We start from the raw sequence: 21,024 nt of genomic DNA on the forward strand, positions 1-21,024 counted from the left end.
TAGGTCATCAAATTTGAAAAATCTCTGATGTGTTCACTCCATTTGTGTGCGCTGTGACAACGCTCGGTGCGAGGCATGGGCGAGCGAAGGGCCACCTGGAAGGCGCCCGCGCCGCGGCGTGTCAGCGCGAAGGCAAGGCCGTGAGTGCGTCGCGCACGGCCTGCAGCGCACGCCCGCAGTCGTCGCGCGTGAGCCCGCCGCCCAGGCACAGGCGCAGCGCCTCGGGCGGCTGCCGGTCGGTCGAGAAGGCGGTGCCGTCCACGGCCGCGATGCCCAGCGCGCGCAGTTCGGCGGCGATGCGTGTGGCCGGGCTGCCCCCGGTGTCCGACGCCGGCACCGGCAGCCAGCCGTGGAAGCCGTGCGGCTGCGTGCGCACGCTGTGCGGCCCCAGCACCTGCTGCATCTGCGCGCTGCGCCATGCGCATTCGGCCCGCACCGCCTGCAGCACGGTCTCGGCATGGCCGCTGTCCATCCAGTTCGCCACGATGGCGTTGACCAGCGGCGAGGCCATCACCGTGGTGGCGCGCAGCGCGCCCGCCAGCCGCAGGTGTGCCGCGCTGGACGGCGCCTGCACATAGGCCACGCGCAAGCCCGCGCCCAGCCACTTGGACATGCCGCTCACGTAGTACACGAGGTCCGGCGCGAACTCAGCCATGGACGGCGGGATCGCGGCCGGCAGCATGCCGTAGGCGTCGTCTTCGATGATGGGGATGCTGTAGCGCAGCGCGATGTCGGCGATCTGCTCGCGCCGCTTGATCGGCAGCGTGGCTGTGGTCGGGTTGTGCAGGTTGGGGCACAGGTGCAGTGCGCCGATGGGCGTGCTCTTGCAGGCGGCCTCGAACTCGTCGGGCACGAGGCCTTGCTCGTCCACGGCCAGGGGATGCAATCGCGTGCCCAGCTGCGCGGCAATCGCCTTGATGCCCGGGTAGGTCAACGCCTCCACGCACAGGCTCTGGCCGGGCCTGACCAACAGCGACACCAGCGCCAGCAGCACGGCGTGGATGCCGGGCGCCACCAGCACGCGTGCGGCATCGGCCTCGACCCATTGCGACAGCCACTGCGCGCCCAGCGCGCGGTCGCGCGGCGTGCCGCCGAAGTCCTGGTAGCGCATCAGGTCGTGCAGCGGCACGGCGGCCAGGCCCGCGTTGGCGCCTTCCAGCAGCGCCTGCATGGCGGGGTGGTCCTCGATCTCGGGCGGCATGTTCATGGTCATCTCGGCGCCCGTGCCGGCGCGCAGCGGCAGGCCGATGAAGGAGCCGCGCACGAACGAACCCATGCCGGGCCGGGAGGCGATCAGCCCGCGCTCGCGTGCCTCGGCGAAGCCGCGCACCACCGTCGTGTAGTTGAGCTGCAGCTTGGTGGCCAGGTCGCGCAGCGGCGGCAGGCGCTCGCGCGGCGCGAGGCGGCCCTGCTGCAGGTCCTCGGCGATCAGGTCGGGGATCAGCTGGTAGGCCGGCAGCGGGCTGGACTTGAGGCGATGGACCCAGTGCGAGAAAGGCATGGTCCGAGTGTGCCCCGCAGGCTGGCTGATTGCATGGCCACGCCCGGCGCAGCTTGGTGCACGCGGACCATTGATCGGGTGCATTGATTGCATCGGTGGCGCGTTGTGCTGGTGCATCGGGTGGCGGGCCTGCATGCGCTGCCGGTGTGCGGCGCGCTGCCCTGACGCTGCTTTGATCGGACCTTGATCGCATGCACCGGGGCCCGCCTGGTACGTCCTTCGCAAAGAGGCTGGCGACCGGCCATCCCGCCGGCCAACCAACCGACCCTTACGAGGACCACCATGCCCCAAGTCACGCACCCCGCCCACCGCAACGGCGACTTCCTGGTCGACTACGAAGAAAAGGTCTTCGAAGACGTGAAGGCCGACCCCGGCGAGAAGGCCCTGGTCACCTTCCACACCGTGGCCTTCGAAGGCTCGATCGGCTTTGTCAACCTGCTGCAGGCGACCCGCCTGCAGCGCAAGGGTTACGACACCTCCGTGCTGCTGTACGGCCCCGGCGTCACGCTGGGCGTCAAGCGCGGCTTCCCGAAGATCGGCGACGAGGCCTTCCCGGGCCACCAGAACTTCAACAACCAGATCACCAAGTTCATCGCCGAGGGCGGCAAGGTCTATGCCTGCCGCTTCGCGCTGCAGGCGCTGTATGGGCACGGCGAAGGCTCGCTGATCGAAGGCATCCGCCCGATCAACCCGCTCGACGTGCTCGACGTGGTCCTCCTTCACAAGAAGGCCAACGCCGTCATCATCGACACCTGGACGCTGTGATGGCCCAGCGCACCGTCCGCGCGGCCGCGGCGCAGATCGCGCCCGACCTCGCGAGTGCCGACGGCACGCTGGCGCGCGTGCTGGAGACCCTGCGCGACGCCGCGAAGCAGGGCGTGGAGCTGATCGTCTTCCCCGAGACCTTCGTGCCCTACTACCCCTATTTCTCGTTCGTGCAGCCGCCCGTGCTGCAGGGCGCGGACCACCTGCTGCTGATGCAGCGCGCGCCCACGGTGCCGGGGCCGATGACCGATGCGGTGGCCGCCGCAGCGCGCGAGCTGGGCATGGTGGTGGTGCTGGGCGTCAACGAGCGCGACCACGGCAGCCTGTACAACACGCAGCTCATCTTCGACGCCGACGGCCGGCTGGTGCTCAAGCGCCGCAAGATCACGCCGACCTACCACGAGCGCATGGTCTGGGGGCAGGGCGACGGCGCCGGCCTCACGGCCGTGGACACGCGCGCCGGCCGCGTCGGCGCGCTGGCCTGCTGGGAGCACTACAACCCGCTGGCGCGCTATGCGCTGATGGCCGCGCACGAGGAGATCCACTGCGCACAGTTCCCGGGCTCGCTCGTGGGCCCGATCTTCGCGGACCAGATGGGCGTGACCATCCGCCACCACGCGCTGGAGTCGGGCTGCTTCGTCGTCAACGCGACGGGCTGGCTGCACGACGCGCAGATCCGCGCCATCACACCCGACGAGAAGCTGCAGGGCGCGCTGCGCGGCGGCTGCCACACAGCGATCGTTTCGCCCGAGGGCAAGTACCTGGCCGAGCCGCTGACCGAAGGCGAGGGCCTGGTCGTCGCCGACCTGGACTTCGCGCTGATCGACAAGCGCAAACGCATGATGGATTCGGTGGGCCACTACGCGCGGCCCGAGCTGCTGCGCCTGGCGATCCGGCGCGATGCGGCGCGCACCACGATGCCGCTGCCCGATGGCGAATCCCTTGCGGACGACGCCGACCTCCCCCTGCCTGAAACCGAAGCGCCGCTGCGCCGCGTCGCCTGAACCTGGAGCCCTGCCCATGACCACCGCCGTCCTCGAACCCGTCGCCAGCTCTGCCGAAGAGACGCGCCGCCTCATGACCGAGCTGCAGAGCCAGGGCCTGCGCCTGGTCGACCCCGGCGCGGGCGCGGCCAGCCGGCGTGGCGGTGCCGGCCCCTCGGACCACAAGGCCGTGACCGTGGACGGGCTCACGCTGATGGTGCCGGTGCACACGGCCACGGCATTCAGTTCGCCCTTCGTGGCCGACGCACCGGGGCCGGACGGCCGCAGCCTGCTGAGGCGCAACAGCATCCCCATCGCCAGCATCGCCTTCCCGCGCGCGCCGCGCTTCTACGGTCTGCAGACCGCCGAGGGCATCCCGTACAACCAGATCGCCACGCTGCACGGCGCCGACGTGCTGGCCACCACGGTGCTGCAGACCTGCATCCGCTACGAGAGCCGGCGCAAGGCCTGCAAGTTCTGCGCGATCGGCCAGTCGCTGGCGGCCGGGCGCACCATCGCGCGCAAGACGCCGGCGCAGCTGGCCGAGGTGGCCAAGGCCGCCGTGGAACTCGACGGCGTCAGGCACATGGTCATGACCACGGGCACGCCGCCCACGCCCGACCGCGGCGCGCAGATCCTGTGCGAGAGCGCGCAGGCCATCCGCGCGGCGGTGGACCTGCCGCTGCAGGCCCAGTGCGAGCCGCCCGATACCGACGCCTGGTTCCAGCGCCTCAAGGATTCGGGGGTCGACACGCTGGGCATGCACCTCGAAGTGGTCGGAGAAGACCTGCGCCGCCAGATCCTGCCGGGCAAGGCCGAGGTGCCCATGGCGCGCTACTGGGATGCTTTCGCCGCGGCGGTGGCGGTGTTCGGCCGCGGCCAGGTCAGCACCTATTTGCTGGCCGGCCTGGGCGACAGCGCCGAGGCCCTGCTGGCCACCAGCCGACGGTTGCTGGACCTGGGCGTCTACCCCTTCGTCGTGCCCTTCGTGCCGATCAGCGGCACGCCGCTGGAAGACCATGCCGCGCCCACGCCGGACTTCATGCGCAGCGTGCTGGAACCGCTGGGCGCGATGGTGGCGGATGCCGGCGTGCGCGCGTCCGACATCAAGGCCGGCTGCGGGCGCTGCGCGGCCTGCTCGACCTTGTCGCGCTACGAAGCGCCCCTGGCTGCCTGACGGAGTTCCGACATGCTCACCGCCCACGCCATCCCCTGGTGCGAACTCGCCACCGACTACCGGCCGCAGGCCTACCGCGTGCAATGGGCCAGCGACGGCTGGATGCAGCGCGAGGCCGCTGCGCTGCGCCGCCAGGTGTTCTGCACCGAGCAGGGCCTGTTCGACGGCGACGACCGCGACGCCATCGACGACGACCCCAGCCTGCACCGGCTGGTCGCGCTGTCGGTGCTGGCCGGCGAGGCCGACCAAATGGTGGGCACGGTGCGCATCCATGAGGCCTCGCAGGGCCTGTGGTGGGGCTCGCGCCTGGCGGTGCGGCGCGCATTCCGCCAGAGCAGCCAGCTCGGCACCGAGTTGATCCGCCTGGCCGTCAGCAGCGCGCATGCGCTGGGCTGCCGCGAGTTCCTGGCCCACGTGCAGGCGCAGAACGTGCCGCTGTTCGAGCGACTGCACTGGCAGGTGCTGGACGAGATGGTGCTGCATGGCCGCATGCATGCCTTGATGCGCGCCGACCTCGCGCATTACCCGCCATGCGACACGCCCTATGCAGGCTTCGTGGTGTCGCCGCGGAGGGCGTCATGAGCACCGTGTTCGAAGCCGAGATGCTGGAAGGTCTGGCCGCAGCGCTGCGCGCCAGCCGTGGCTTCGCGCACAAGCGCGACATCGCGCAGGTGCTGCCGCAACTCGGCCCGAGCGGCTTTGCCACTGCCGTTCCCAATGGCGACGACTGCGCCGTGCTCCCGGATCCGACGGGGGCCGACGGCCACCTGCTGCTGGCCATCGAAGGCATGGTGCAGGACTTCGTGGAACAGCAACCCTGGTTCGCCGGCTACAGCGCGGTGATGGTCAACCTCTCCGACATCGCCGCCATGGGCGGCCGCGCGCTGGCGGTGGTCGATGCGCTGTGGGCTGGCAGCGCCGAGCAGGGCCGCGCCGTGCTGGCCGGCATGCGCGCCGCGTCCGAGCGCTACGGCGTGCCGCTGGTCGGCGGCCACACCAACCTGCGTTCCGCCAGCGGCCAGCTCGCCGTGGCCGTGCTGGGCCGCGCGCAGCGCCTCATCAGCAGCTTCACGGCCCGGCCCGGCGACAGACTGCTCGTGGCGGTGGACCTGCGCGGCCAGTGGCAGGGCGACGCGCCGTTCTGGAACGCCTCCACCGCCGCACCCGCCGAACGCCTGCGCGGCGACATGGCGCTGCTGCCCATGCTTGCCGAGGCTGGGCTGGTCGACGCCGGCAAGGACATCAGCATGGCCGGCGTGCTCGGCACGGCGCTGATGCTGCTGGAATGCTCGGGCGTGGGCGCCACGGTCGACCTGGCGCGGCTGCCGCGCCCGGCCGGCGTGCCCGACTGGTCGCAGGCCGATGGCGCGGCGCAGCGGCTGCGCTGGCTCAACGCATTCCCGAGCTTCGGCTACGTGCTCAGCGTGCGGCCCGAACTGGCCGATGCCACGGTCGAGCGCTTCACCCGGCGCGGCATCGCCTGTGTCGACGCGGGCACGGTCCACCGCGGCAGCGTGCTGGCACTGCAACTCGGCGACGCGCGCGTGCCGCTCTGGGACCTGGCGCAGCAGCCCTTCATCGCCCCCACCGTCGAGTCCAGGAAGGCCGCATGAAGGTCGCGCTGCTGACCCATTCGCTGCGCCCGCGCGGCGGCGTCATCCACACGCTGGAGCTGGCCCAGGCCCTGGTGCGGCGTGGCCATGCGGTGACGGTGGTCGCTGCGGCAGAGCCGGGCGAGACCCTGTTCCGGCCCGTCGCCTTCCCGGTCGAGACCATCGCGCTGCCCGAATTGCGGGGCGAGCTCGTGGCCCAGGTCACGCAGCGCATCGACGCACTGGTGGCTGCCCTGCCGCTGCTGCTGGCGCGTGGCGGCTTCGACCTGCTGCACGCGCAGGACAGCCTGTCCGGCAACGCGCTGGCGCTGCTGGGCGAGGCCGGCCACGTGCTGCCGCCCTGGCTGCGCACGGTGCACCACCTGGACGATTTCTCGCAACCGCTGCTCAACCGGTGGCAGGAACGCGCCTGGCGCGCTGCCGACGGCGTGGCCTGCGTCAGCGACAGCTGGTGCAGGCACTTCCGCGAGCAACTGGGGCAACCCGCCGAGCGCATGTTCAACGGCGTGGACCTGGCCCGCTACCGGCCCGAGCCTGCCGCGGACGATGCCCGAGCCGTCGAGGCCCTGGGCCTGCCGGCACAGACCGGCCCCGTGCTGCTGCTGGTCGGCGGCGTGGAGCAACGCAAGAACAGCGTGCGCCTGCTGCAGGCCTTCGCGCAGTTGCGGGGCACCGACCCCGCCTGGGCCGGCGCGCGCCTGGTCGTGGCCGGCGGCGCCAGCATGCTGGACCACGGCGCTGAACGCCGCGCGTGGCTGGCCACACTGGCCGCCACCGGCCTGGCCGAAGGCCCGCGGCAGAGCGTGCTGCGCACCGGCCCGCTGCCCGACGCGCTGTTGCCCGCACTGATGCGCCGCGCCGACCTGCTGGCCATGCCCTCGCTGGTCGAGGGTTTCGGCCTGGCCGCGCTCGAAGCACTGGCCTGCGGCACGCCGGTGCTGGTGTCGCGCAGAGCGCCCTTCACCGAGACGCTGCACGACACGCCGGCCGTGGCCTGGTGCGATCCCGAGGACGTGGCCTCCATCGCCACCGGCCTGCAGCAGGCCCTGGCCCTGCCGCGCCTGATGGAGCCGCCGCCTGTCTGCGTGGCCCACAGCTGGGCCCGCAGCGCCGCGCTGCACGAAGACTGGTACCAGCGCGTGCGCGAACCCTTCCCCGCCTGAAGAAAGCGCCCCCATGCCTGCCATGCACTACCGCCTCCGCTGGCCCGACGCCAGCGAGAACCTCGCCTATTCGCCTTCTCTGGTGATCGAGGACTTCTTCACCCCCGGCCAGGACTACCCGTTGGCCGACTTCCTGCGCCGCGTGCGCGAGGCTACGTCCATCGCCAGTGCGCGTGTCCAGGCCAAGTACGGCTTTGCCTGCTCGGCAGCACTCGACCAATTGGCCGACACCGAATCGCGCGCCGCGCGCTTCGCCGACCAGCCCGACGCGCGCGTGCGCGTGCTTGCCTTCACCCCTGCCTGAACACCCCCTGGAGATCCCCATGACCACTTCCACCATCCCGCGCCACAGCGTCGTCATCGTCGGCGGCGGCCAGGCCGGCCTGTCGCTGAGCCATGGCCTGAAGGCCCAGGGCATCGAGCATGTCGTCTTCGAGAAGCACCGCGCCCTGCACGCCTGGAGCACCCAGCGCTGGGACAACTTCTGCCTGGTCACGCCCAACTGGCAGTGCGCGCTGCCGGGCCACCCCTACCGGGGCGACGACCCGCATGGCTTCATGAAGAAGCCGCAGATCATCGAATACCTGGCGGCCTTCAAGGAGGCCGTCGACGCGCCGCTGCGCGAAGGCGTGGCGGTGCAGCAGATCCGGCCCGCGCCGGGCGGCTTCGTGGTGCGCAGCAGCGAGGGCGAGTGCTTCGCCGAGCAGGTGGTGGTGGCCTCGGGCGGCTACCACACCCCCATCGTGCCGCGCCTGGCCGAGCGGCTGCCGGCGTCGATCCGCCAGATCCACTCGGCCGACTACCGCAACGCCGGCCAGCTGCCGCCCGGCAAGGTGCTGGTGGTCGGCTCCGGCCAGAGCGGAGCGCAGATCGCCGAAGACCTGCACCTGGCCGGCCGCCAGGTCGTGCTGGCCGTGGGCGACGCGCCGCGCTGCGCGCGCTTCTACCGCGGCCGCGACGTGGTCGACTGGCTGGCCGACATGCAGTACTACGACATGCCGGTGACCCAGCACCCGCTGCGCGAGGGCGTGCGAGACAACACCAACCACTACGTGACCGGCCGCGATGGCGGGCGCGACATCGACCTGCGCCGCTTCGCGCTGGAGGGCATGGACCTGTTCGGCGTGCTCGAAGGGCTGGATGCAGATGGCGACACGCTGCGCTTCGCGCCGCGGCTGGCCGAGGTGCTGGACCGGGCCGACGCCACCTACAACGGCATCAACGCGTCGATCGACAAGTACATCGCCGAGCACGGGATCGATGCACCCGCCGGTGCCCCGTACGAGCCGGTCTGGCAGCCGGTGGCCGAGCGCGCCGCACTGTCGCTGGCGGCATCGGGCATCACGTCCGTGGTCTGGTGCATCGGCTTCGCACCCGACTTCGGCTGGCTCGACGCACCGGTGTTCAACGGGCGCGGCCATCCAGTGCACAACCGGGGCGTGACGGCGGTGCCAGGCCTGTACTTCCTGGGCCTGCCCTGGCTGCACACCTGGGGCTCGGGGCGGTTCAGCGGTGTGGCGCGCGATGCGGCGTACCTGGCCGAGCGCATCGCGCAGCGGCAGGCGTCCATTGGCACTGGGGAGCCGCTGCGGACCAGGTCGGCGCAGGTGCAACTGCAGGCTGCGCTCGCCTGAGCGACGGCCGGGCGGTCACCGCGTCTGGTGGGTGGGCCACCGCGCGTACAGCCAGCAGCCGCCCAGGGCTGCACCGGCCGCCATGCCCAGCAGCCCGGCCCAGCCGCGCTCAGCGCCCCAGCTGCGCGCGCCGGAAGCAGTGCACGGCGTGGTCGTCCACCATGCCGATGGCCTGCATCCAGGCGTAGACGATGGTCGGGCCCACGAACTTGAAGCCGCGCTTCTTGAGGTCCTTGGAGATGGTCTCGGACAGCGGCGTGGAGGTGGCGAAGTGCACGCCGTCGCCGCGCAACACCCGGCCACCGCTGAAGGCCCAGCAGTAGTCGGCGAAGTCCTCGCCGGCGGCCATCATGCTGTTGTAGATCTGCGCGCCCGCGATGGTGGCCACGATCTTGGCGCGTGCGCGCACGATGCCAGGGTCGGCCACCAGGGCCTGGACCTTGGCCTCGTCGTAGCGGGCGACCTTGGCGGGATCGAAGCCGTCGAAGGCCCGGCGGAAGCCCTCGCGCTTGCGCAGGATGGTGATCCACGACAGCCCGGCCTGGAAGCCTTCGAGCATCAACATCTCCCAGAGCATGCGCGGGTCGCGCTGGGGCACGCCCCATTCGGTGTCGTGGTAGTGCTGGTACAGCGGCTCGGTGCCGCACCAGGTGCAGCGGGGCAGGGCGGTGGAGGTGTCCATGGGAGCGGCATTGTGCCGATGGCGCATGCGCTTTTGCCTGCTGGCTTGAGGGAGATCAAGACCGGCACCCAGGCTTGGCAGATACTGGATCCATCAAAACCACCAGGAGATCGACACATGAAGATCCTGATCGCCGTCGACGGCAGCGAACAGACCCAGCGCATGCTGACCTATCTCGCCCAGCACCAGTTGTTGGCCGCTGGCAACGAGTACACGGTGCTGACCGTGGTGCTGGAACTGCCCAAGCGCGCGGCCTCCTACGTGAATGCCGACGTGGTCAAGGGCTACTACCAGGAAGAGGCCGACAAGGTGCTCGAACCCGTCAAGGCCTTCTTCGCGCAAAAGGGCATCAGCGCCCAGTTCGAGTTCAAGGTAGGCCACCCCGCGCACGAACTGGCGCAAACCGCCGAGAAGGGCGGCTACGACCTGCTGGCCCTGGGCAGCCACGGCCATGGCGCGCTGGGCAACCTGATCATGGGCTCGGTCGCCACCAAGGTGCTCAGCCAGTGCAAGGTGCCGGTGCTGCTGCTGCGCTGAAACGGTTCTCACAAGCGACCGAATCGTTGCCAATGCACAACGATTCGGTCCCCATCCGGCAGGGGCCGGCGTAAACTCGCCGTCCCTCGCCAGCCAGGCATGCGTCGCCATGACGCCATGTGCCGAGCCAGCCCACCAAGTCCCTCTTTGGGTGAGCTCGCATGCCTGTCCGTTCCTCCTCCCTGCGCGCCGTTGCCGGCTGCGCGTTGACGCCCCTGGCCCTGTGCCTGTCGCACGCTGCGTGGGCGCAAGCCGCGCCTGCCGCTGGCGAGAAGTCGCTGTCCACCATCACGGTCAATGCCAGTGCCGATGCCTCGGCCGAAGGGCTGTCGCCGTCCTATGCCGGCGGCCAGGTGGCGCGCGGCGGGCGTGCCGGCATTTTGGGCACGCGCGACAACATGGAGACGCCGTTCTCCATCACGAGCTACACCAACGAACTGATCCAGGACCGCCAGGCCAAGAGCGTGGGCGAGGTGCTGCAGAACGACCCGACCGTGCGCGTGGCGCGCGGCTTCGGCAACTTCCAGGAGGCCTACTTCGTGCGCGGCTTCATCCTGAATTCCGACGACACGGCCTACAACGGCCTGTACAGCCTGCTGCCGCGCCAGTACATCGCGACCGAACTGTTCGAGCGCGTGGAAGTGCTGCGTGGCGCTTCGGCCTTCCTGACGGGCGCGGCGCCCAACGGCAGCCTGGGCGGCGCGATCAACCTGCTGCCCAAGCGGGCCCCCAACGAACCCCTGTCGCGCGTGACGGTAGGGGCGGGCAGCGGCGGGCAGGGCAGTGTGTCCACCGACATCGCGCGCCGCTTCGGTCCCGACGGCGCCACCGGCATCCGGCTCAACGCCGCGTACCGCGATGGCGGCACGGCGGTGGACGACGAGAAGGCCAAGCTTGGCCTGGTCGCGCTCGGCCTGGATTGGCGCAGCCGTGACGTGCGCCTGTCGGGCGACATCGGATGGCAGGACAACCGCCTGAAGCGCACCAGGACCAATGTGGCCCCGGGTGCGGGGCTGACCGCCATTCCTGCGCCGCCGGACGCCAGTGCCAACTTCGCGCAGCCTTGGTCTTACTCCAACGAGAAGGACGTGTTCGGCACGCTGCGTGGCGAGGTCGACATCAGCGCCAACCTCACCGCCTGGGCTGCCTATGGCCTGCGCCGCAGCAAGGAGGCCAACGCGCTGGCGAACCTGACGCTCACCGATGCGGCCACGGGCGCCGGCACCACGAGCCGTTTCGACAATGCCCGCGAGGACGAGGTCGATACGGGTGAGATCGGGTTGCGCGCCAAGTTCCAGACCGCCTCGGTGGGCCACGAGGTCGTCGCGGCGGTGTCGGCGTTCCAGCTGAAGAAGGACAACGCCTATGGCCTGGGCCTGGGGAGCACGCTCGCAACCAACCTGTACAACCCGACCGCCTATGCCCAGCCGGCGCTGACCTACCTGGGCAATGATCTGTCCAATCCCGCCTTCAACGGCGCGACCAGGCTGCAGAGCTTCGCCCTGGGCGACACGCTGTCGTTCCTGGAAGGCCGGGCACTGCTGACGCTTGGCCTGCGCCACCAGAAGATGAAGGTGGACAGCGTCACCTACCGGATCGTCAACAACGGCACCGTCACGTCGCCCGGCGGGGTGAAGACCGGCTACGACGAGAGCCGCACCAGCCCCGTGGCCGGCTTCGTGTTCAAGGTCTCGCCGCAACTGTCGGCCTACGCGAACTACATCGAAGGACTGGTGCAGGGCGACACGGCGCCTGCGACCACCTCCGGCGGCGTGCGCATCACGAACGCCGGTGACAAGCTGCGGCCCTATGTTTCCAAGCAGAAGGAAATCGGCCTGAAGTTCGACGGCGGGCGCATCGGTGGCGGCCTGGCCCTTTTCAGCATCGACAAGCCGCGTTCCATCGTGACGGTCACGGGTTCGGGCTCCACGGCCACCGGCCTCTTCTCCGCCGCCGGCGAAGACCGCCACCAAGGCGCCGAGCTGAGCCTGCACGGCGAGGCCATGCCAGGCCTGCGCGTGCTGGGTGGCCTGACCTGGCTCGACGCCAAGCAGCGCTCCACCGGCGACGCCGCCACCAATGGCAAACGCGTGATCGGCGTGCCCAAGCTGCAGGCCAGCGTGGGTGCCGAGTTCGACATCCCCGGGGTGCGCGGCCTTGCCGTGGACGGCCGCATCGTGCATACCGGCTCTAGCTACGCCAACGCGGCCAACACCTTGGAGGCGCCTTCGTGGACGCGCCTGGATGTCGGTGCGCGCTATCTGATGGACATGGGCGGCCGGCTGGTGACGTTGCGCGCCCGCGTGGACAACCTCTTCGACCGCAACTACTGGGCTTCGTCCGGCGGCTACCCTGGATCGGGCTACCTGGTCGTCGGCGCCCCGCGGACCTTCGGCCTGAGCGCGTCCGTCGACTTCTGATCCTCGCCCCGATGCTCAGCACCCGCGCCATCCGCGCCTGGACCTGGACCCACAAGTGGTCCAGCCTGGTCTGCACGGTGTTCATGCTGCTGCTGTGCATCACCGGCCTGCCGCTGATCTTCCACCACGAGATCGGCCACCTGCTGGGCACCGAGATCGAGGCGGCGGACATGCCCGCCAACGCACCGCGCGCCGACCTCGACGCCCTGATGCGCACGGCCACCGCGCGGCACCCAGGCCTGCAGGGCATGTTCGCCTCGCAGGAGGAGGACGACGACCGCGTCTGGTACGTGACGCTGGCGCCCACGCCCGACGCCAAGGCTGGCTTCAAGCAGGTGGCCGTCGATGCGCGCACGGGCCAGGTGCTCGGCGAGCCCTCGCTCGACAGCGGCTTCATGTACATCATGCGTTCGCTGCACATCGACCTGTTCATGGGCCTGCCGGGCATGCTGTTCCTCGGACTCATGGGCGTGCTGCTGTTGGCCTCGCTGGTCTCGGGTGCGGTGCTGTACGCGCCCTTCATGCGCAAGCTGCGCTTCGGCGAGATCCGGCGCGAACGCAGCGCGCGCGCCCAATGGCTGGACCTGCACAACCTGGTGGGCATCGTCACACTGGTCTGGTTCACGGTGGTCGGCGCCACGGGCGTCATCAACGCCTGGGCCGACCTCCTGGTCAAGTACTACCAGTCGACCGAGGTCGCGGCCATGCTCGCGCCCTACAAGGACAAGCCGCCGCTGGCCTCGCCGGGCTCGCTGCAGGGCGCGGTGGCCGCCGCGCTCGCGCACGAGCGCGGCATGAAGGTGGCCTTCGTGGCCTTCCCGGGCACCAGCTTCGCGAGCCCGCACCACTACGGCGTGTTCCTGCGCGGCGGCGAACATGTCACGGCCAGGCTGCTCAAGCCCGTGCTGGTCGATGCCGCGACGAGCCAGGTGACCGACAGCCGCGAACTGCCCTGGTACCTCAAGACGCTGCTGGTCTCGCAGCCGCTGCACTTCGGCGACTACGGCGGCCTGCCCATGCAGATCCTGTGGGCGCTGCTGGATGTCGCGACCATCGTCGTGCTCGCGACCGGTCTCGTGCTGTGGTGGCGCAAGCGCGCGCCGGCGCGCCAGGCCGGCACGGCCGCCGTCAGGGCCCGCGCCTGATGCGCCGCACGTTCTGGCGCCTGTGGGGCTGGCCGCTCGTGGTCGGCCTGGCCAGCGGCACGGGCCTGGTCAGCGCGCTGGTGGCTGACGGCTGGGGCGACTGGTGGGCCTGGATCGGCCTGGGCCTGCCGCTGCTGCTGGCCGCCTGGCACTGGTGGGGACCGCCCAAGGACCGCCGACCCTAGTTTTTCTTTTCATCACCACGCAAGCCCGCAGCCGCCGCCACGTGTCTTGCTCCGAACCGATTTCTGGAGGGAGCTTTTCATGTCGCACGAATGTCGATTCCGCGGCCATCGCCGCACGATGTTGGGCTGGGCCTGCCTGATGGCCTGTTCTGGCGGCGCGTTGGCCCAGACCGCCGCGCTGCCCGAGGTCAAGGTCAGTGCCGAGACCGAGCGCGAGGGCGCCGCCCAGGGCTACCGACCGGGCAGGGTGCGCCAGCTCGGTCCGCTCGGCGACGTGGACCTGCTGGATACCCCGTTCTCCATCAGTGTGACGCCCAGGGAACTGATCGAGAACCTGCAGGCCAGCAAACCGGAGGACGTGTTTCGCTACAACCCCGTGGTGCAGGTGACAGGACCGCAGTCGCGCTTCTTCACGAGCCTGACCCTGCGCGGCTTCAGCGTCGGTTCCACCCGGCGCATCGACGGGATTCCCAACACCACGAGCTATGTCAACCTGGACCTGGAGGACAAGGAGCGCGTCGAGGTGCTGACCGGGCTGTCCGGCTTTCTGTACGGCTCGGGCAATGTGGGCGGCACCGTCAACTATGTGGTCAAGCGACCCACGTACCAGCCGCTGCGCCAGATCACGGCCGGCATCACCGAGGGCAGCAACCTGCGCCTGCACGCCGACCTGGGCGGCCGCCTCGATGCCGAAGGCCGTTTCGCCTACCGCTTGAACGTGGTCGGGCAGGACGGCGACACCGCCACCGACCGCCAGGCGATCCGGCGTGGCCTCGTGAGCGCCGCGCTGGACTGGAATCTCACGGACCAGGTGCAGTTGCAATTCGAGGCATCGCGCAGCCACTACCGCATGCGCGGCACCGAGCCCTACTGGGCCGCCGATGCCGGCGTGCCGTACCCGAGCGCACCCGCTCCCGACCGCTTCTACGGCCAGGCGTTCTCGAGCACGGTCACCACCCAGGACCGCTTCGGTGCGCGGCTCAACTGGCGCCTGGGGACCGACTCGGCCTTGCGTGCGGGCTTCGCGCGCCACGAATCGACGATCGACCTCGTGGTGGTCAACAACACCTTCGCCGCCGGCCCGATCGGCAGCTACCGGGTACAGGGCAGTGCCTGGGAGTATCCGGACGTCGACGCCCTGGGCGGCTTTGCGCTGTTCGACCATTCCCTGCGCACGGGCAGCGTGCAGCACAAGTTCACGCTGGGTTGGTTCGGTGACCGTGACGAGCGCACCAACTTCCGCAGTTCCGCGGGCGGCTGGGCCACGCTGACCTCGGGCCTCATGAACGTCGATGCACCGGTGCAGTTTGCCGACCCTGGCCTGGCACCGGCCGGCGCCAAGTACCGCGCGCAGCGCTCGCGCTTCGACAACTTCGTGCTCGGGGACCAGGTCACGTTCAACGAGGCCTGGTCGGCGCTGGTGGGGCTGACGTCGGCGCGCATCAAGGACACCAGCTATGCCGCAAGTGGTGCGGTCAGCGCGATGCCCTACAGCGACCGCCGCGTGACGCCGTCGCTGGCCGTGCTGTTCAAGCCGCAGCCGGCCATGACGCTGTACGCCAGCTACATGGAAAGCCTGGAGAAGGGCGGAACCGCGCCCCTGGTCGCCAACGGTGTCGCCCTGGTCAATGCCGGCGCCGCGATGCCGCCGCTCATGAGCGAGCAGTTCGAGGTCGGTGCCAAGGCAGAACTGGGCGGCATGCTGCTGACCGGCGCGCTGTTCCACATCGACAAGGGCCTGCAATACACCGATTCGCGCGTTGCAAGCGCACCCGTCTACGTGCAGGACGGGCGCCAGGTGCACCAGGGACTGGAGTTCACGGCCAGCGGCCGAGCCACGCGCCAGCTCGCGCTGTGGGGCGGCCTGACCCTGATGGATGCGAGGATGAAAGAGAACGTCGTCAACCCAGCGCTCGAAGGCAAGACCCCAGCCAACGTGGCCGAGCGCATGGCCAAGCTCTATGCCGAGTACGACCTGGCCGCCGTGCCGGGGCTCACGCTGACCGGGGGCATTTCCTACACCGGTCGTCAGCAGCTCAATACCGACAACACCGACAGCGTGCCCGGCTTCACGCTGCTGGACGCTGGCCTGCGCTACCAGCTGCAGGCGGCCGGAAAACCCTGGGTGTTGCGGCTGGGCGTGAACAACCTTGCCAACAAGGCCTACTGGCTGAGCGGCAACTACGTGGGCAAACCGCGCACGGTGGCGGCGTCGGTGCAGGTGAACCTGTGAGTGGAGGGACCAAGATGCGGACGACGACCAACCTCCTTCGCCATCGCCGGACCTCCCTGGCATTGGCCTGCTGCGTGGCATGGCCGGCCTGGGGCCAGACCGGCGCCAGCCTGCCGGAGGTCAAGGTCACGGCCGAGGGCGAGACCGCCAGCGGCCCGGCCAAGGGCTTCGTGGCCAAGCGCAGTGCCACGGGCACCAAGACCGACACGGCCCTGGTCGAGACGCCGCAGTCCATCACGGTGGTCACGCGTGAGCAGGTCGAGGCCCAGGCCGCCGATTCGCTGGACCAGGCCTTCGGCTACTCGGCCGGCATCACGCCGCTGTCGGGCGGCTCGCAGCGCCGCATCTCGACCAGCTTCACGGTGCGCGGCTTCAACGTGACAGGTTCGGCGCCGCTGTACCTGAACGGCAGCAAGTTCCCGATCAACTCGCTGTCCGGCGCGATGGAACTCTACGCCTTCGAACGCATCGAGCTGCTCAAGGGCCCGGCCTCGATCCTGTATGGCCAGGCCGCGCCCGGGGGCATCATCAACCTCGTCAGCAAGCGGCCCACGGCCACGCCGCTGCGCGAGGTCGAGCTGCAGGCCGGCAGCTGGGACCGGCGCCAGGCCGCTGTCGACCTGGCCGGGCCGCTGACCGACGATGGCCGCATCGGCTACCGCATCACGGCGCTGGCACGCAACGCCGATGCCATGGTGTCGCAGATCGCTGACGACCGGCGCATGCTGAACGCTGCGCTGGCCTGGAAGCTCACACCCGACACCGATCTCACGCTGCTGGCCGGCTACAACAAGGGCAAGAGCCAGTACGACTACGGCAAGCCCTACGACGGCACGCTGCTGCCCAACCCCAACGGGCGCATCGCGCGGGATCTGTTTGTCGGCGAGCCGGGCTTCGACCACTTCGACACCGAAGGCAAGACCGCTGGCTGGCTGCTGGAGCACCGGTTGAACGAGGACTGGACGCTCAAGCAAAACCTGCTGGTGTTCGACTACACGGCCGACAACGCCTACGCCTCGATCAACAGCCGTGCGGATGCCGCGACCGGCTTGCGCACGGTGACGCGCGCCCCGTCCGTGCGCTACGACACCGACAAGGGCTGGAGCCTGGACAACCAGGTGCAGGGCCGCTTGCGCACCGGTCCGCTGGACCATTTGCTGCTGGCGGGCCTGGACTTCAGCGACCGCGACTTCACGCGCGCGCAGCGCACCGGCACCATGGCCGCGCTGGACCTGTACAACCCGGTCTACGGCAGCGGCGTGAATCTGGCCGCCACGGGATCGCGGTCAAGCTCGACGGCGCGCCAGCTCGGCCTGTACCTGCAGGACCAGATCAAGCTCGGTGCAGGCTGGGTCGCGCTGCTCGGCGCGCGCTACGACAAGGCGCACAACGAGGGCAGCAGCGTGTCGGCGCTCGGCGTCCGCACGGCGAGCGACGACAGGTCGCACGCCTTCACGCCACGCGCCGGCCTGCTGTACCGCTTCGACAATGGCCTGGCGCCGTACTACAGCTATACGCGCTCCTTCCAGCCGGTCTCCGGTATGGACCACCGGGGTCGCGCGTTCAAGCCGACCGAGGGCACACAGCACGAGCTGGGCCTTAAGTACGAACCACCCGGCACCAACATGCTGGTCACGGCCGCGATCTACGAGCTCACGCAGACCAATGTCTTGACCGGCGATCCGGAGCATCCGGGCTTCTCGATCCAGACCGGCGAGATCCGCTCCAGGGGCTTCGAGCTGGAAGCGCGCGCCAGCCTGAACCGGCAATGGGACGTGACGGCCGCGCTGGGCGCGATCGACGCACGCGTGACCAGGAGCAACAGCGCCAACCTGGGGACGCGGCCGACCTCGGTTCCGCGCAACACGGCTTCCGTCTGGGTCGACCACCGCTTCGCGGCCCTGCCAGGCCTGTCGGCCGGACTGGGCGTGCGACGCGTGGGCGCGCAGGCCACCACCGTGGCGGGCCTCAACGTGCCGTCGTTCACCCTGGTCGATGCCGCGCTGCGCTATGAGACCGGACCCTGGCGCTTCGCGCTGAACCTGAAGAACCTGGCCGACAAGAACTACGTGGCCGACTGCACCTACGCCTGCTTCTACGGCGACGAGCGCAACGCCACGCTGACGGCGCGCTACAGCTGGTAAGCCGATTCCTTCCGCTCCATCGCATCACCTCCACACCATGTCCATCGCACAAGCTCCCTTCGCACGCCGCGCGGGCACGCTGGCCGTGCTGGCCTTCGTCCATGCCCTGCCGGCCACCGCCCAGCAGGCCGCACCGGCCACTGCCGGCACGCTCGGCGAGATCCGCGTGAACGCCAACGCCGAGCGCGAGACTGCCACCTCGCCCGTCGTCGGCTACCGCGCCAAACGCGCGCTGACCGCCACCAAGACCGACACGCCGCTGGCCGAGACACCGCAGTCCGTCACCGTGGTCACGCGCGAACAGCTGATCGACCAGGGCGCCACCAACCTGCAGGACGCGCTGACCTACGCGGCCGGCGTGCGCTCGGACGGCTATGGCCTGGACTCGCGCGCCGACTCGGTGATGATCCGCGGCACCGAGCCCAGCATCTACCTGGATGGGCTGCAGCAGTACTCGGCCGGCTGGTACACCAGCACCACGCGGCCCGACCCCTACCTGATGGAGCGCATCGAGGTGCTGCGCGGCCCGGCCGGCATGCTGTTCGGTGCCGGCACGGCGGCCGGCGTCGTCAACATGGTCAGCAAGCGGCCGCTGCAGGAGGCGCAGCGCGAAGTCGGCGTGCAGTTCGGCAGCTGGGGCCGCAAGCAGGTGCAGGCCGACCTGACGGGGCCGCTGTCCGAGCAATGGTCCTACCGGCTGGTGGCGCTGCACCGCAAGGCCGACACCCAGGTCGACCACGTGCCCGACGACCGCACGCTGATCGCGCCTTCGCTGGCCTGGCGGCCCGACGGCGCCACCTCGCTGATCCTGCAGGGCTTCTGGCAGAAGGACAAGACGGGCAGCACCTCGCAGTTCTTCCCCTGGGCCGGCACGCTGCTGTCCAACCCGAACGGCCAGCTGCCCACCAACCGCTTCATCGGCGAGCCGGGCGACGGCTACGACAGCGACCGCAAGTCCTTCGGCTGGCAGTTCGAGCACCGCTTCAACGACCAGTGGACGCTGCGCCAGAACCTGCGCACGGCTCGCAACGAGAACGACTCGGACTACTTCTACGCCAACTTCTTCGGCAACGGTGTCGACGTCGGCCCGGGCGGCTGGAGCGTGGACCCGGTCAACCAGCGGCTCATCCAACGCATCTACGGTCGCACCATCACGCGCACCCGCATGACGGGCGTGGACACGCATGCCGAAGGCCGGCTACAGACCGGCACCGTGCAGCACACCCTGCTGACCGGCCTGGACTATTCACGCCAGCGCGAACACAAACGCCAGGGGGCCTACCAGTACAGCGTGATCGACGCCTATGCGCCGGTCTACGGGGTGGACGTTCCCGACCGCGGCAACCTGGTGGACCAGCCCGGCACCACGCAGCGCAACATCGGCGTCTACCTGCAGGACCAGATGAAGCTGGACCGCTGGATCTTCGTCGCCGGCCTGCGGCACGACCGTGCCACGGCCAGCACCGATGGCGCAGACAGCGAGACCACGCGCGCCACGACCAAGCGCCTGGGCCTGATGTACGCCTTGCCCGCGGGCTGGTCGCCCTACCTGAGCTACACCGAGTCGTTCACGCCGCTGGCAGGGCGCACGGCCGTTGGCGGAATGTTCAAGCCGCTGCGCGGCGAGCAGTTCGAGGCGGGCGTGAAGTACCTGCCCGAGGGCGTGCCCCTGGCCTTCGCCGCGTCGGTCTACCGGCTCAAGGAGAAGAACCGCACGGTCTCCGACCCGAACGACCCGGTGCGGTTCGGCCGGCAGCTCGACGAGACGCTCAACAAGGGCGTGGAACTGGAGTTGAAGACCACCGTGGCCAGAGACACCGATGTCATTGCGCACTACAACTACATCGATGCCGACCGCAAGATCGGCGGCATGCCGCGCCACCAGGCCGCGGTCTGGGCCAAGCAGCGCTTTGCGCTCGCGGGGCTGACGGGCTTCTCCGTCGGCGCCGGCCTGCGCTACATGGGCGACTTCGTCGACAACCCTGAAGGCACGCCGGGGCCGCGCGTGCCCTCGGTCACGCTGCTGGACCTGGTGTTCGCCTACGACACCGACGCCTGGCGCTTCGCGCTGAACGTCAACAACGCCACCGACAAGACCTATGTGAGCACCTGCCTGGCGCGCGGGGACTGCTGGTGGGGTGCGCGCCGCAACGTGGTGGCCAGCGCGACCTACCGCTTCTGATCAGGCTGCAGCGAGCTGCTGCAGCCCTTGCGGGTCGGGCAGCAGCAGCTGCGCGCCGCTCTGCTGCACCAGCCCGCGCTCGCGCAGCTGGCGCAGCACGCGCGAGAAGGTCTCCGGTGCCATGCCCAGCTGGGCGGCGATGGCGCGCTTGCGCTGCTGCAGCGCGATGCCCACGCGGCCGTCGTCCGCCTGCCGGGCATGCTGCAGCAGCCACTGGGCGCAGCGCGCCTCGGCGTCCTGCGCCAGCAGGGCCAGCGTGGCCTCGGTCTGGCGGCGCTGGGCCCGGGCCAGGTCGAGCAGCATGCGGGCTGCGGCCTCGGGCAGGCCCGCATGCCAGCGGCGCAGCGTGGCGGCCGGCAGCGTGCGCAGGTCCACCGGCGTTTCGGCCACCCAGTCGCAGGGCGAGGGCTGGTCCAGCAGCGCGGAGGCGGCGTCCAGCCAGCACGGTGCCTCGTATTCCACGAGGCGGTGGCGCAGGTTGCCGCGCTGCAACAGGCCGGCGACCACGAGGCCGCTCTGCAGGTACAGCGTGGTCTGCGGCGTGGCGAAGCGCGCGGCCAGCAGCTCGCCGGGCAAGGCATGGCGCGGCGATGCATCGAGCAGGAGGGCGGCGGACATGGGCATGGCTGCACTGTGGAGCAGCGCAGCGCCGCGGCCTTT

Annotated in this window: 18 protein-coding genes; 15 read left to right on the plus strand and 3 right to left on the minus strand. The window is 70.1% G+C overall.

Annotated elements, in window-relative coordinates:
• Positions 1 to 121: 121 nt before the first annotated feature.
• Positions 122 to 1,501, minus strand: a complete 1,380-nt coding sequence (locus ACSQ4M_RS08845) for a PLP-dependent aminotransferase family protein (RefSeq protein WP_436189212.1) — start codon at positions 1,499 to 1,501, stop codon at positions 122 to 124.
• A gap of 282 nt (positions 1,502 to 1,783) precedes the next feature.
• Between ACSQ4M_RS08845 and ACSQ4M_RS08850 the strand changes: the two genes are divergently transcribed.
• The 8 genes from ACSQ4M_RS08850 (at position 1,784) to ACSQ4M_RS08885 (ending at position 8,836) form a co-directional block, all read left to right on the plus strand.
• On the plus strand, positions 1,784 to 2,266 hold the full coding sequence (locus ACSQ4M_RS08850) for an MSMEG_0572/Sll0783 family nitrogen starvation response protein (RefSeq protein ID WP_436189213.1): 483 nt from the start codon (positions 1,784 to 1,786) through the stop codon (positions 2,264 to 2,266).
• Positions 2,266 to 3,270 (plus strand): Nit6803 family nitrilase, encoded by a 1,005-nt coding sequence (locus ACSQ4M_RS08855; RefSeq protein WP_436189214.1) that lies wholly within the window; start codon positions 2,266 to 2,268, stop codon positions 3,268 to 3,270. Before ACSQ4M_RS08850 ends, ACSQ4M_RS08855 begins: the two co-directional genes overlap by 1 nt.
• Before the next feature lie 73 nt (positions 3,271 to 3,343).
• Positions 3,344 to 4,426 carry an MSMEG_0568 family radical SAM protein gene (locus ACSQ4M_RS08860; RefSeq protein ID WP_436193984.1) on the plus strand — a complete coding sequence of 361 codons (1,083 nt, stop codon included), beginning with the start codon at positions 3,344 to 3,346 and terminating at the stop codon, positions 4,424 to 4,426.
• Positions 4,427 to 4,438: 12 nt separating this feature from the next.
• Positions 4,439 to 5,008 carry an MSMEG_0567/Sll0786 family nitrogen starvation N-acetyltransferase gene (locus tag ACSQ4M_RS08865; RefSeq protein WP_436189215.1) on the plus strand — a complete coding sequence of 190 codons (570 nt, stop codon included), beginning with the start codon at positions 4,439 to 4,441 and terminating at the stop codon, positions 5,006 to 5,008.
• The gene (locus ACSQ4M_RS08870) at positions 5,005 to 6,039 is read left to right on the plus strand and encodes a sll0787 family AIR synthase-like protein (RefSeq protein WP_436189216.1); all 1,035 of its coding nucleotides are present in this window, start codon (positions 5,005 to 5,007) and stop codon (positions 6,037 to 6,039) included. The genes ACSQ4M_RS08865 and ACSQ4M_RS08870 overlap by 4 nt, the downstream gene beginning before the upstream one ends.
• Complete coding sequence (locus ACSQ4M_RS08875; RefSeq protein WP_436189217.1) at positions 6,036 to 7,202, plus strand: MSMEG_0565 family glycosyltransferase; 1,167 nt, start codon at positions 6,036 to 6,038, stop codon at positions 7,200 to 7,202. Before ACSQ4M_RS08870 ends, ACSQ4M_RS08875 begins: the two co-directional genes overlap by 4 nt.
• Before the next feature lie 13 nt (positions 7,203 to 7,215).
• Positions 7,216 to 7,506, plus strand: coding sequence for an MSMEG_0570 family nitrogen starvation response protein (locus ACSQ4M_RS08880; RefSeq protein WP_436189218.1), 291 nt, complete (start codon positions 7,216 to 7,218; stop codon positions 7,504 to 7,506).
• A gap of 19 nt (positions 7,507 to 7,525) precedes the next feature.
• Positions 7,526 to 8,836 carry an MSMEG_0569 family flavin-dependent oxidoreductase gene (locus tag ACSQ4M_RS08885; protein WP_436189219.1) on the plus strand — a complete coding sequence of 437 codons (1,311 nt, stop codon included), beginning with the start codon at positions 7,526 to 7,528 and terminating at the stop codon, positions 8,834 to 8,836.
• A 109-nt stretch (positions 8,837 to 8,945) separates the two neighbouring features.
• Here ACSQ4M_RS08885 and ACSQ4M_RS08890 read toward each other — a convergent pair whose 3' ends face one another.
• The gene (locus ACSQ4M_RS08890; protein ID WP_436189220.1) at positions 8,946 to 9,518 is read right to left on the minus strand and encodes a DNA-3-methyladenine glycosylase I; all 573 of its coding nucleotides are present in this window, start codon (positions 9,516 to 9,518) and stop codon (positions 8,946 to 8,948) included.
• Between the two features lie 117 nt (positions 9,519 to 9,635).
• Here ACSQ4M_RS08890 and ACSQ4M_RS08895 point away from each other — a divergent pair, with 117 nt between their 5' ends.
• The 7 genes from ACSQ4M_RS08895 (at position 9,636) to ACSQ4M_RS08925 (ending at position 20,364) form a co-directional block, all read left to right on the plus strand.
• The gene (locus ACSQ4M_RS08895; protein ID WP_056657933.1) at positions 9,636 to 10,055 is read left to right on the plus strand and encodes a universal stress protein; all 420 of its coding nucleotides are present in this window, start codon (positions 9,636 to 9,638) and stop codon (positions 10,053 to 10,055) included.
• Between the two features lie 161 nt (positions 10,056 to 10,216).
• Positions 10,217 to 12,475, plus strand: coding sequence for a TonB-dependent receptor (locus ACSQ4M_RS08900; protein ID WP_436189221.1), 2,259 nt, complete (start codon positions 10,217 to 10,219; stop codon positions 12,473 to 12,475).
• Between the two features lie 11 nt (positions 12,476 to 12,486).
• Positions 12,487 to 13,620: a PepSY-associated TM helix domain-containing protein gene (locus tag ACSQ4M_RS08905; RefSeq protein ID WP_436189222.1), complete on the plus strand. Its 1,134-nt coding sequence runs from the start codon at positions 12,487 to 12,489 to the stop codon at positions 13,618 to 13,620.
• Positions 13,620 to 13,805 carry a hypothetical protein gene (locus ACSQ4M_RS08910; protein WP_436189223.1) on the plus strand — a complete coding sequence of 62 codons (186 nt, stop codon included), beginning with the start codon at positions 13,620 to 13,622 and terminating at the stop codon, positions 13,803 to 13,805. The genes ACSQ4M_RS08905 and ACSQ4M_RS08910 overlap by 1 nt, the downstream gene beginning before the upstream one ends.
• Positions 13,806 to 13,884: 79 nt before the next feature.
• Positions 13,885 to 16,038: a TonB-dependent receptor gene (locus ACSQ4M_RS08915; RefSeq protein WP_436189224.1), complete on the plus strand. Its 2,154-nt coding sequence runs from the start codon at positions 13,885 to 13,887 to the stop codon at positions 16,036 to 16,038.
• 14 nt (positions 16,039 to 16,052) lie between these two features.
• On the plus strand, positions 16,053 to 18,182 hold the full coding sequence (locus tag ACSQ4M_RS08920; RefSeq protein ID WP_436189225.1) for a TonB-dependent siderophore receptor: 2,130 nt from the start codon (positions 16,053 to 16,055) through the stop codon (positions 18,180 to 18,182).
• Between the two features lie 37 nt (positions 18,183 to 18,219).
• Positions 18,220 to 20,364, plus strand: coding sequence for a TonB-dependent siderophore receptor (locus tag ACSQ4M_RS08925; RefSeq protein WP_436189226.1), 2,145 nt, complete (start codon positions 18,220 to 18,222; stop codon positions 20,362 to 20,364).
• Here the strand turns inward: ACSQ4M_RS08925 and ACSQ4M_RS08930 are convergent, their stop codons facing one another.
• The gene (locus tag ACSQ4M_RS08930; RefSeq protein WP_436189227.1) at positions 20,365 to 20,982 is read right to left on the minus strand and encodes a Crp/Fnr family transcriptional regulator; all 618 of its coding nucleotides are present in this window, start codon (positions 20,980 to 20,982) and stop codon (positions 20,365 to 20,367) included.
• Positions 20,983 to 21,024: the final 42 nt, after the last annotated feature.

It is taken from the genome of Pseudorhodoferax sp. LjRoot39 (assembly GCF_964253035.1).
Taxonomy (GTDB): domain Bacteria; phylum Pseudomonadota; class Gammaproteobacteria; order Burkholderiales; family Burkholderiaceae_C; genus Pseudorhodoferax.

Coding starts and splice junctions, on each gene's coding strand:
- ACSQ4M_RS08885 (WP_436189219.1), top strand. CDS start 7,526: ATGACCACTTCCACCATCCCGCGCCACAGCGTCGTCATCGTCGGCGGC.
- ACSQ4M_RS08865 (WP_436189215.1), top strand. CDS start 4,439: ATGCTCACCGCCCACGCCATCCCCTGGTGCGAACTCGCCACCGACTAC.
- ACSQ4M_RS08845 (WP_436189212.1), bottom strand. CDS start 1,501: ATGCCTTTCTCGCACTGGGTCCATCGCCTCAAGTCCAGCCCGCTGCCG.
- ACSQ4M_RS08920 (WP_436189225.1), top strand. CDS start 16,053: ATGCGGACGACGACCAACCTCCTTCGCCATCGCCGGACCTCCCTGGCA.
- ACSQ4M_RS08895 (WP_056657933.1), top strand. CDS start 9,636: ATGAAGATCCTGATCGCCGTCGACGGCAGCGAACAGACCCAGCGCATG.
- ACSQ4M_RS08905 (WP_436189222.1), top strand. CDS start 12,487: ATGCTCAGCACCCGCGCCATCCGCGCCTGGACCTGGACCCACAAGTGG.
- ACSQ4M_RS08900 (WP_436189221.1), top strand. CDS start 10,217: ATGCCTGTCCGTTCCTCCTCCCTGCGCGCCGTTGCCGGCTGCGCGTTG.
- ACSQ4M_RS08910 (WP_436189223.1), top strand. CDS start 13,620: ATGCGCCGCACGTTCTGGCGCCTGTGGGGCTGGCCGCTCGTGGTCGGC.
- ACSQ4M_RS08925 (WP_436189226.1), top strand. CDS start 18,220: ATGTCCATCGCACAAGCTCCCTTCGCACGCCGCGCGGGCACGCTGGCC.
- ACSQ4M_RS08930 (WP_436189227.1), bottom strand. CDS start 20,982: ATGTCCGCCGCCCTCCTGCTCGATGCATCGCCGCGCCATGCCTTGCCC.
- ACSQ4M_RS08870 (WP_436189216.1), top strand. CDS start 5,005: ATGAGCACCGTGTTCGAAGCCGAGATGCTGGAAGGTCTGGCCGCAGCG.
- ACSQ4M_RS08915 (WP_436189224.1), top strand. CDS start 13,885: ATGTCGCACGAATGTCGATTCCGCGGCCATCGCCGCACGATGTTGGGC.
- ACSQ4M_RS08875 (WP_436189217.1), top strand. CDS start 6,036: ATGAAGGTCGCGCTGCTGACCCATTCGCTGCGCCCGCGCGGCGGCGTC.
- ACSQ4M_RS08890 (WP_436189220.1), bottom strand. CDS start 9,518: ATGGACACCTCCACCGCCCTGCCCCGCTGCACCTGGTGCGGCACCGAG.
- ACSQ4M_RS08855 (WP_436189214.1), top strand. CDS start 2,266: ATGGCCCAGCGCACCGTCCGCGCGGCCGCGGCGCAGATCGCGCCCGAC.
- ACSQ4M_RS08850 (WP_436189213.1), top strand. CDS start 1,784: ATGCCCCAAGTCACGCACCCCGCCCACCGCAACGGCGACTTCCTGGTC.
- ACSQ4M_RS08860 (WP_436193984.1), top strand. CDS start 3,344: ATGACCGAGCTGCAGAGCCAGGGCCTGCGCCTGGTCGACCCCGGCGCG.
- ACSQ4M_RS08880 (WP_436189218.1), top strand. CDS start 7,216: ATGCCTGCCATGCACTACCGCCTCCGCTGGCCCGACGCCAGCGAGAAC.